This window comes from Nitratidesulfovibrio liaohensis (genome assembly GCF_011682075.1).
Lineage (GTDB): Bacteria > Desulfobacterota > Desulfovibrionia > Desulfovibrionales > Desulfovibrionaceae > Cupidesulfovibrio > Cupidesulfovibrio liaohensis.
The window spans coordinates 1-8550 of record NZ_VSMK01000047.1; the positions used below are offsets into that span (position 1 = coordinate 1).

The 8550-nt window shown below is 65.3% G+C and carries 7 protein-coding genes; 6 read left to right on the forward strand and 1 reads right to left on the reverse strand.

The genetic code is table 11. The features are described from left to right. Window positions 1-61: 61 nt before the first annotated feature. A complete protein-coding gene (glgP, locus tag FVW27_RS02145) occupies window positions 62-2632 on the reverse strand; it encodes an alpha-glucan family phosphorylase (protein ID WP_167122356.1) in 2571 nt (856 codons plus the stop codon). Between the two features lie 190 nt (window positions 2633-2822). Between glgP and dut the strand changes: the two genes are divergently transcribed. The 6 genes from dut (at window position 2823) to FVW27_RS02175 (ending at window position 8476) form a co-directional block, all read left to right on the forward strand. After that, the gene (gene dut, locus FVW27_RS02150; protein WP_167122368.1) at window positions 2823-3296 is read left to right on the forward strand and encodes a dUTP diphosphatase; all 474 of its coding nucleotides are present in this window, start codon (window positions 2823-2825) and stop codon (window positions 3294-3296) included. Between the two features lie 294 nt (window positions 3297-3590). After that, window positions 3591-4799 (forward strand): aspartate aminotransferase family protein, encoded by a 1209-nt coding sequence (locus tag FVW27_RS02155; RefSeq protein WP_167122358.1) that lies wholly within the window; start codon window positions 3591-3593, stop codon window positions 4797-4799. Window positions 4800-5065: 266 nt separating this feature from the next. After that, the gene (locus FVW27_RS02160) at window positions 5066-5425 is read left to right on the forward strand and encodes a hypothetical protein (protein WP_167122360.1); all 360 of its coding nucleotides are present in this window, start codon (window positions 5066-5068) and stop codon (window positions 5423-5425) included. A 560-nt stretch (window positions 5426-5985) separates the two neighbouring features. Further along, on the forward strand, window positions 5986-6714 hold the full coding sequence (locus FVW27_RS02165) for an amino acid ABC transporter ATP-binding protein (protein WP_167122362.1): 729 nt from the start codon (window positions 5986-5988) through the stop codon (window positions 6712-6714). A 178-nt stretch (window positions 6715-6892) separates the two neighbouring features. Next, on the forward strand, window positions 6893-7708 hold the full coding sequence (locus tag FVW27_RS02170; protein ID WP_167122364.1) for an ABC transporter substrate-binding protein: 816 nt from the start codon (window positions 6893-6895) through the stop codon (window positions 7706-7708). A 66-nt stretch (window positions 7709-7774) separates the two neighbouring features. Beyond that, a complete protein-coding gene (locus tag FVW27_RS02175) occupies window positions 7775-8476 on the forward strand; it encodes an amino acid ABC transporter permease (protein WP_167122366.1) in 702 nt (233 codons plus the stop codon). Window positions 8477-8550 lie beyond the last annotated feature (74 nt).

The window sequence follows — 8550 nt, forward strand, 5'->3', positions numbered from 1 at the left end:
CCCGCACCCGGTGGCGGATGCAGGCGGCGCGCCCTGTACGCGGGTGTGTCACGCGGGGTGCCTATGTGGGCGCGGCCCAGCGGATGAGGCCCAGCGAATGCGGGTCTGCCAGCAGCGGATGCACCGGTGCGGCCCGCACGGTAAAGCCGAAGCGTCCGGCCTCCGCCGGGCGGGTGCTGCCGCTGAAGGTCTGCCAGCCGTCGCGCCGTTCACCCTCGGGGGTCATGACCGTCAGCTGGCGCTGGGCAAAGGAGCCGTCCTGCCCCAGCGGTCCGGCGTACAACTGGACGAGCACGTGTTCCGCCGCGATGTCGTCGAGGTACAGTTCCGCCTCCACCCGCAGCGAATCGCCCACGTGCAGGGTGTCCTCCACCCGGCTGCGCACGTTGCGGATCTGCACCGCGCTCCACTTGGTCATCATGTCCATGCGCCATTCGGAAAGTTCGCGCGCGGGGACGAAGCCGTCGCGCGCGAGGCGCATGTAGTAGCCGTGGGCCGCGGAATAGGCGGTGCCCAGATAGTCCAGCACCATGCGGTGCGAGTTGTAGCGGGGGGCCAGTTCCTTCAGCGCGGCCTTCATGCGGCGGATCCACGAGCGGGGCAGGCCGCCCCGACCGCGATCGTAGAATTCCGGGATGATGTCGTTTTCCAGGATGTTGTAGAGGGTCTGCATCTCCACGAAGTCCTGATAGTCCGGGTCGTCGTATTCCTCGCCCTTGCCGATGGCCCAGCCCAGGCTGTTGTCCGGCCTGTAGGCCTCGTCCCACCAGCCGTCCAGCGTGGAAAACTGCACCACGCCGTTGAGCATGGCCTTCATGCCGCTGGTGCCACAGGCCTCCAGCGGGCGGCGGGGGTTGTTCAGCCACACGTCGCAGCCCGTGACCAGGTACGAGGCCACCTCCATGTCGTAGTCTTCCAGAAAGACCACGCTCATGTTCGCGCCCTGCGAACGGCTGAAGGCGATCAAGTCCTTGATCAACTGCTTGCCGTCCTGGTCCTGCGGGTGCGCCTTGCCCGCGATGATGAACTGCACCGGGCGTTCGCGGTCGCCCAGGATGCGTTCCAGCCGCACTCGGTCCTGCAACAGCAGGTTGGCGCGCTTGTACGTGGCGAAACGCCGGGCAAAGCCGATGGTCAGGGCCTCGGGGTTCAGCACCTCTTCGGCGGCTTGCAGGTCCTGCCGCCGCGCGCCCTGCGCGGCCAACTGGCGGCGCAGCCGCTCGCGCACGAAGTCCACCAGCCGGGCGCGCAACCGTTCGTGGGTGCGCCAGAACTCGGCGTCGGAAATGGTGTCCACCTGGCTCCAGGCGCGGGCGCAGTCCGGGTCCTCGCGCCAGTTGGAGCCAAGGTACCGATCATACAGCATGCCGATGTCCTGGGCCACCCAGGTGGGCGCGTGCACCCCGTTGGTCAGCGCACCGATGGGCACGTCCTCCACCGGGAACTGATGCCACACCTGTTTCCACATGTTGCGCGAAACACGGCCATGCAGGGTGGAAACGCCGTTGTTGGCGCGTGACAGGCGCAGGGCCAGCACGGTCATGCAGAAGGGTTCGGCGTCGTCGTGGGGGGCTTCTCGCCCAAGGGCCATGAACACCTTGAAGGCCAGCCCCATGTCGCGGGCGTAGGATTCGAAGTAGCGGTGCATCAGGTCCGGGGCGAAGCGGTCGTTGCCCGCAGGCACCGGGGTGTGCGTGGTGAAGATGGAGCCGGACGCGGCCACCTCCGTGGCGGCCTCGAAGGGCAGGCCGTGCTCCTTCATGAACAGCCGCACCCGCTCAAGCCCCGCGAAGGCGGAATGCCCCTCGTTCATGTGGATGACCTTGGGGTCGATGCCCAGCACCTTCAGGGCCTTGATGCCGCCGATGCCCAGCAGGATTTCCTGCCACAGGCGCATTTCGATGTTGCCGCCGTACAGCCGTTCGGTGATCTGGCGGAAATCGGGCGGGTTTTCCGGCAGGTTGGTGTCCAGCAGGTACAGGGTCACCCGGCCCACGGCCACCTGCCAGATGCGCGCCGCAAGGGGCCTGTCGCCAACGTCCAGCCGAACCACTGCGGGCTGGCCGTCGGGTGTCAGGGCCGGTCGCATGGGCATCTGCTCGAAGTCGTAGATGGGGTAGCGTTCCTGCTGCCAGCCGTCGGGCGTCATGTATTGGCGGAAATACCCCTGCTGGTAGGCGATGCCGATGCCCACCAGCGGCACGTTGAGGTCGCTGGCCGACTTCAGGTGGTCGCCCGCCAGGATGCCGAGGCCGCCGGAATAGATGGGCAGGCACAGGGCCAGGCCGAATTCCAGGCTGAAGTACGCCACGGCGGGGGTGCCGGGGGCCACGCCCTCGAACTTGTGGGGCGAGGGCCTGCCCACGTACTGGCGCAGTTGCGCCACGGCGTCGGAGAGCCGTTCCTTGAAGAACGCATCGCGAGAGAGTTCTTCAAGGGTGCGCTGTGGGACATGGTTCAGGAACCATACCGGGTTGCGGTAGCTTTCCTGCCACAGGCGCTGGTCCATCTGCGAGAAGATGGTCTCCATGTCGTTGTTCCACGAGAACCAGAGGTTGTAGGCCAGTTCCCACAGTCCTTCCAGCCCTTCGGGCAACTTGGGGATGACGCTGAAGACCTTGAGTGGCTGCATGTTGCGTACCTCCCGGCGGTGCGGCGTGTGTGCTTTTGACTTGCCTGCGAGAGTGGCATAGGAACAGACGGTCCGGCGGCCTCCCCTGTTTGTCGGCGGGCGGCGTGCCGGATGGGTCTGTGGAGTTATGGTATTCTTTCACAGGAGCTTTTTCGTGACAAGTGCAAGCAGCGTTATTGAGGGTACCCCGATGTTGCGCGTGCGGGTATGCTACCTGCGCGACGCACGGGTGTTGTACGCCCTCGGTGACGGCCCCGGCGGCCTCGCCCCGGCCACGCCGTTTGCGGCGGGCATGGATCTGCGCGCCTGCATGGACGCGGAAGAGGCGGTCCTGCCTGCCGGTTCACGGCTGGCCATCCCCGCCGGGGTGGCCGTAGAGCCGCTGTCGCCCGGTGCGGCGGGGTTCGTGTATTCGCGCAGCGGGCTTGGCACGCGCATGGGGCTTACCGTCAGCCAGGGGGTAGGCGTCATCGACCCCGATTATCGCGGCGAGATCGTGGTCTCGCTGCTGAACACCTCTGGCGAGGAACGACGAATTCGCCGTGGCGAGCGCATCGCGCAGCTAGTGTTCCAGCCGTATTACCACGCCCTCGTCGAAGAGGCGGATGCCCTTGGCGAGACGGCGCGCGGCGCGGGTGGGTTCGGGCATACCGGCACCCTGTAGGCATCGTGCCGAAATTGTCTTTTCGTCCGTTGACAGACCGACCCGAAGGGCGCGAAGCGTGCCCGTTAGGTGAGCTTGCGAACCTTACGGGAATCGTGCGCAACGCGGTCAAACTTCGCCCGCCATTTCGGTCAAATACGATAAGAGTATACTCCCTCATGGCGGGCTTGTTTTTCTTGTCAACGAACGAAAATCCTAATTTCGGAAAGGCCTTGGATGGGCGGCACGGGGTTTTCCGTCCACCGCACTCCGCCGCATTCGATACATCTTTCCCCCAATTTCCGGAGACACGCCATGAGCGAACGGTTCGAAGCGCTGAAAGCGCGCGAGGAATCCCTGCTGTGCCGCACCTACGGCCGGTACCCCATTTCCGTGGCCAAGGGGAGCGGTTCGCGCCTGTGGGACGTTGACGGGCGCGAATACGTGGACCTTCTGTCCGGCATCGCCGTGACCTCGCTGGGCCACTGCCACGAGGAACTGGCCGAGGTGGCCGCCGCCCAGGCCCGCAAGCTGGTGCACGTCAGCAACCTTTTCTATCAGGAAGAACAGCTGAACCTGGCCGAACGGCTGCTGTCCACCAGCCACTGCACCAAGGCGTTCTTCTGCAATTCCGGCGCGGAAGCCAACGAGGCGGCCATCAAGCTTGCCCGGCGCTACATGCAGCGCGTGCAGGGGCGCGAAGCCTACGAAATCATCACCCTGACCGGCGCCTTCCACGGGCGCACCCTGGCCACGGTGGCCGCCACCGGGCAGGCCAAGTTCCAGGACGGCTTCCACCCCATGCCGGAAGGGTTCCGGCAGGTGCCGTCGGGCGACATAGAGGCCCTGCGCGCCGCCATCGGCCCGCAGACCGCCGGGGTGCTGGTGGAAGTGGTGCAGGGCGAGGGCGGCGTGTGCCCGCTGGACCCCGACTACGCCCGCGCCGTGCAGGCCCTGTGCCGCGAGAAGGGCGTGCTGTTCATGACCGATGAAATCCAGGCGGGCATGTGCCGCACCGGCCGGTTCTGGTCCTTCCAGAATTACGGGCTGGAACCGGACATCGTCAGCTGCGCCAAGGCGTTGGCCAACGGCCTGCCCATGGGCGCCATGATGACCACCGACGAGGTGGCCAAGGGCTTTGTGGCGGGCAGCCATGCCACCACCTTCGGGGCGGGGGCGCTGGTTTCCGCCGTGGCGGACAAGACCGTGGAAATCATGCTGCGCGACGACCTGGCCGGGCGCGCCGCCACGGAAGGTGAACGCATCATGGCCCGATTCCGGGCCATGGGCGAAAAGCTGCCCGGCACCATCGACCACGTGCGCGGCCTTGGCCTGATGATCGGCGTGGTGCTGGCATTCCCCGGCAAGGAAGTCTGGCAGGCGCTCATCGACAGGGGCTTCATCTGCAACCTGACCCAGGATTGCGTGCTGCGTCTGCTGCCCGCGCTGACCATTCCCCGCACGGACCTGGATGCCTTTGCCGACGCGCTGGAGGATATCCTGCGCACGCACAGGCCCGCGTAGCGTACGTCTGCCTGACGCACCGCACGTGGCGGTGTCCCTTTCCCCATGACGCACGACGCCCCGCCGGCTGGTCCTCAGGACCGCCCGGCGGGGCGTTTCGCATGGTGCGTGCAAGCCCGGCAAAATAATGGCGTGGCCTGGTTGCCGGACATACTGTATGCAGTGAACATGGGAAAACCGTGCGGCGGGACGTGGCCGCACGGGACATGCATGGCGCGCCCGCCGTACGGCACGGATGCCCGGCCCGCGCGCAGGAGGGGAGGGGCATGAGCGACCTCGGCATATCGTCAACGAGCTTCGGCAACTTTGCCAGTTCCGCCAGTTCCGCCAGTTCCGGCGTATGGGACAGCCAGACCTTTGGCGCGGCGGTGGTGAGCAAGACGCTGGACACCATGAACGGCGTGGCGTCTTCGCCGTTGCAGGCGGCCCCCTGGGACAAGCAGACCTTTGGCGCGGCCGTGGTAAGCAAAACCCTAGACTACATGAATGCGCCGGGGTTGGGCAGCACGGGCGGCACCGGCTCCAGGGGCTGGTCCGGCTCCATGAGCGCCGATTACGATTTCCAGAAGTCGGTGCTGGGGGCGGCCTATTCCGGCGCGGGCGCCTTGGTGGACATGTACGCCTGATGGCCGCCTGTGCGGCGCGGGCAGGCAAAGGCTGACAGGTTGATGCACGGCGTCCGCCCGCACGGGTGGGCGCCTTTTCACGTTTCCCTTCTGCCGCAATGTGTTGCAACCGGGCAGCGCAGTGGGTGCCAGCCCCCGGCAGGCGTGGCAGACGGCGCGGCGGGGGTGGGGGGAGTGTAGCGGCGCATTGTTCCCGCAATCCCCCGCAGGCATAGGCTATTTACGTTTTTGTTAATGATTTCGCTTGACAGTGCTTCAAACCGTCCGCTACAACACCGCAACACGCCTGTAGAAACGTGTGGCACTTCCTGTGGTCGATGCGGGGGCTTTCCCGTATCGGCAGTATGGCTTTCGCGGCATAGCGGCTAATGGTGCCAGGTAGGGGGATCCGCCCTTGCTTGTGCATGTCCGGCTGTGTCGTGAAGGAGGCCAGCGCGTCGTCCGGAGTTCTGTCCGGGGTGGTGCAGTGCCCTGCATCACGGGGCGCATTCCTGACAATATGGTAAAAAAAGACGGCGGCGGCCCGCGCCCCCGCCGGTACAGCATACGGACGGCTGCGCATGGCGATGATCGAATTCCACGACGTGCACAAGTGGTACGGCGAATTCCACGTACTCAAGGGCATCACCCAAAAGGTGGAGAAGGGCGAGGTGCTGGTCATCTGTGGCCCCTCCGGCTCTGGCAAGAGTTCCTTCATCCGGTGCCTCAACCGCCTGGAGCCCATCCAGAAGGGGCAGATTCTGCTCGAAGGCAAGAGCATCCACGACAAGAGCGTGGACGTGAACGAACTGCGCACCGAGGTGGGCATCGTCTTCCAGCAGTTCAACCTGTACCCGCATCTTTCCGTGCTGCAGAACGTGACCCTTGCGCCCACCAAGGTGCGCAAGATGCCGAAAGCCAAGGCGGAATCCATCGCCATGGAACTGCTGGAGCGCGTGGGCATCCACGACCAGGCCCGCAAGTACCCCGTGGAGCTTTCCGGCGGCCAGCAGCAGCGCGTGGCCATTGCCCGCGCCCTGGCCATGCAGCCCAAGGTCATGTTGTTCGACGAGCCCACCAGCGCGCTCGACCCCGAAATGATCAACGAAGTGCTCAACGCCATGAAGGACCTGGCCCGCGCGGGCATGACCATGCTCTGCGTGACCCATGAAATGGGCTTCGCGCGCGAAGTGGCGGACAGGGTCGTCTTCATGGACGGGGGCAAGGTGATCGAAGAGGCCCCGCCGGACGTCTTCTTCTCCAACCCGCAGCACGAGCGCACGCAGGCGTTTTTGCGAGAAATTTTGTAGAGCCTCCTGCCGACGCACGCCGTCGGCAGTCTCTCAGCCGGGCGGCGCGCCAGCGCCTCGGGCACGACACGCGATACCCCCGGCAGCCGCGCTTGCGACATGCCGGGTTCGGACGACGGACGAACGCCCATCCCGGGGGCCTGCGGCCCCCCGAACCGCATCAGCAGGGAGAACTCTCATGAAGCGTCTTGTGCTACTGGCCGTGGCCCTGTGCGTGGTGCTTTCCGGCACCATGGCCCACGCGGGCAAGATCGAGGACATCAAGGCCCGCGGCGCGCTCGTCTGCGGCGTCAAGGACTCCACCGTGCCCTTCGGGTTCATCGACGAGCAGTCCAAGCAGATCGTCGGCTTCGACATCGACATCTGCAAGGCCGTCGCCGACAAGTTGGGCGTGAAGCTGGAACTGAAGACCGTCACCAGCGCCACCCGCATCCCCATGCTGACCCAGGGCTCCGTGGACATGGTGGCCGCCACCATGACCCACAAGTTCGAGCGTGACGACGTCATCGACTTCTCCATCACCTACTTCATGGACGGCCAGAAGCTGCTGGTGAAGAAGGGCGGCGGCGTGAAGAGCGCGGCCGACCTGAAGGGCAAGAAGGTGGCCACCGCCAAGGGGTCCACCTCCGAAAAGAACATCAAGGCCGCCCAGCCCGAGGCCACCGTGGTCTCCTTCGACGAGTACCCGCAGGCGTTCCTGGCCCTCAAGCAGGGCAAGGCCGAAGCCGTCACCACCGACTCCACCATCCTGCTCGGCCTGCGCAACTCCGACCCCGAGCCCGACAAGTGGGAAATCGTGGGCGACTACATCTCGCCCGAACCTTACGGCCTGGGCCTTGCCGAAAACGATTCCAAGTTCCGCGACCTGGTCAACCGCACCCTGGTGGACCTGTGGAACACCGGCGAATACGTGAAGATCTACGACAAGTGGTTCGGCAAGGACACCAAGTACTACCTGCCGCTCACCTGGAAGATGGAAACCTGGCCCTACTAGCACGCACCAACCCGACGGGGGACGCGGCGCCATCGCCGCGCCCCCCGTTTTCACGCGGATACCGTCTTGCAGTACAACTTCGACTGGAAACTCGTCCTCTCCGGCGAATACCTGCAGTGGATCATCGACGGCGTCGTGGTCACCTGCCAGATTTCCGCCCTTTCGCTGGTGCTGGCCATGGCCATCGGCACCCTCATCGCGGTGATGCGCCTTTCCGCCGTGCGCCCGCTGGTGTGGTTCAGCGCCGGTTTCACCGAATTCTTCCGCAACACGCCGCTGCTGGTCCAGATATTCTTCTGGTATTTCGGCTCCGACGCGGTGTTGCCCGCAGCCGTCAACCAGTGGCTGTACAAGCAGAATTTCGAGTTCGCGGCTGGGGTCATCGCCCTTGCGGTGTATACCGCCGCGTTCATCGCCGAAGAGATACGCTCCGGCATCTTCTCCATTCCGCGCACGCAGCTTGAAGCCTCGCGCGCCTGCGGCCTCACCTTCCTCCAGGCCATGCGCTACGTGGTCCTGCCGCAGGCCTTTCGCATCATCGTGCCGCCGCTGATCTCGCAGGCGCTCAACCTGTTCAAGAACTCGTCGCTGTGCATGACCATCGGGGTCATGGAACTTACCTACATGGCCCGCCAGATCGAGTCGTACACCTTCCACGGGTTCGAGGCATTCACGGTCAGCACGCTGATCTACCTCACCATCTCGCTGCTGGTGTCGTTCAGCATCACCCAGTACAACAAGTACTTCCTGCGGACCATCAAGTACTGACGATCCCCGCGCCGCCCCGGCGGCCCGGCCTTTTCGCGCGGCGGCGCCGCGTGCCCCCGGATACCGCCGGGCAG

Bases quoted from the DNA above. Each gene is read 5' to 3' on its own strand.
- glgP (WP_167122356.1), bottom strand. From the start codon at position 2,632: ATGCAGCCACTCAAGGTCTTCAGCGTCATCCCCAAGTTGCCCGAAGGG.
- dut (WP_167122368.1), top strand. From the start codon at position 2,823: ATGTTGCGCGTGCGGGTATGCTACCTGCGCGACGCACGGGTGTTGTAC.
- FVW27_RS02155 (WP_167122358.1), top strand. From the start codon at position 3,591: ATGAGCGAACGGTTCGAAGCGCTGAAAGCGCGCGAGGAATCCCTGCTG.
- FVW27_RS02160 (WP_167122360.1), top strand. From the start codon at position 5,066: ATGAGCGACCTCGGCATATCGTCAACGAGCTTCGGCAACTTTGCCAGT.
- FVW27_RS02165 (WP_167122362.1), top strand. From the start codon at position 5,986: ATGGCGATGATCGAATTCCACGACGTGCACAAGTGGTACGGCGAATTC.
- FVW27_RS02170 (WP_167122364.1), top strand. From the start codon at position 6,893: ATGAAGCGTCTTGTGCTACTGGCCGTGGCCCTGTGCGTGGTGCTTTCC.